This is a genomic window from Mycobacterium sp. 1245852.3, from assembly GCF_001669335.1.
Classification (GTDB): Bacteria; Actinomycetota; Actinomycetes; order Mycobacteriales; family Mycobacteriaceae; genus Mycobacterium; species Mycobacterium europaeum_A.
Genome location: NZ_LZLL01000120.1, coordinates 1 through 655, shown reverse-complemented (window position 1 = coordinate 655; position 655 = coordinate 1). Strand labels below are relative to the sequence as shown.

Here is a 655-nt window from a genome sequence, read left to right as displayed (position 1 = left end):
CCGGAGTTCTGGATGATGTCGTTGACGTCGGTGATCTGGTTCTTGAAGTCGCCGACGATCGCCTGGGTGGCGTCGACCAACCGCTGCAGGTTGGGACCCAACCCGCCGACGGACTGCGCCGTCTCGTCGAGGAGCTTGCCGATCTTGTCCTTGGGCAGCACCGACAGGCCGCGGTTCGCCGTGTCCAGGGCCGGCCCGATCTCGGCGGGCACGGTGCCCTTCGTGATCGTCTGTCCTTCCGCCAGGTACTTGCCGGGGTTGCCGCTCGAGGTCAGGTCCAGGTACTGCTCACCGACCGCCGACACGGAGTGCACGTTGGCCGTCGCATCGATCGGGATCTTGTAGCGACTGTCGATGCTCATCGTCGCCTTGGCGCCGTGCTCGGTCGGCTCGACGTCGGTGACCTTGCCAATGGTGATGCCGCGGTAGGTGACGTTGGCCGTGGGATACAGCCCGCCCGAGGCCGGCAGGTCGGCCTTGAGCGTGTAGCGGCCGATGCCCACCAGGCTGGGGATCTGCAGGTAGTAGATCCCCAGCACGAGCAGCGAGATGACGGTCAGGATCCCGAAGGCGATCAGCTGGCGTCGGATGAAGGGAGTCAGCAATTCCTGTCCCCCCTTTCCACCAGCGGTCCACCCGGTGCGTCATTCGGGTT

At 65.5% G+C, this 655-nt stretch carries 1 protein-coding gene; it reads right to left on the bottom strand.

Translation table 11 applies throughout. The features are described 5' to 3' along the window. A partial coding sequence (locus A9W96_RS05490; protein ID WP_156765121.1) for an MCE family protein occupies positions 1-605 on the bottom strand: 605 nt, incomplete at its 3' end. Positions 606-655 lie beyond the last annotated feature (50 nt).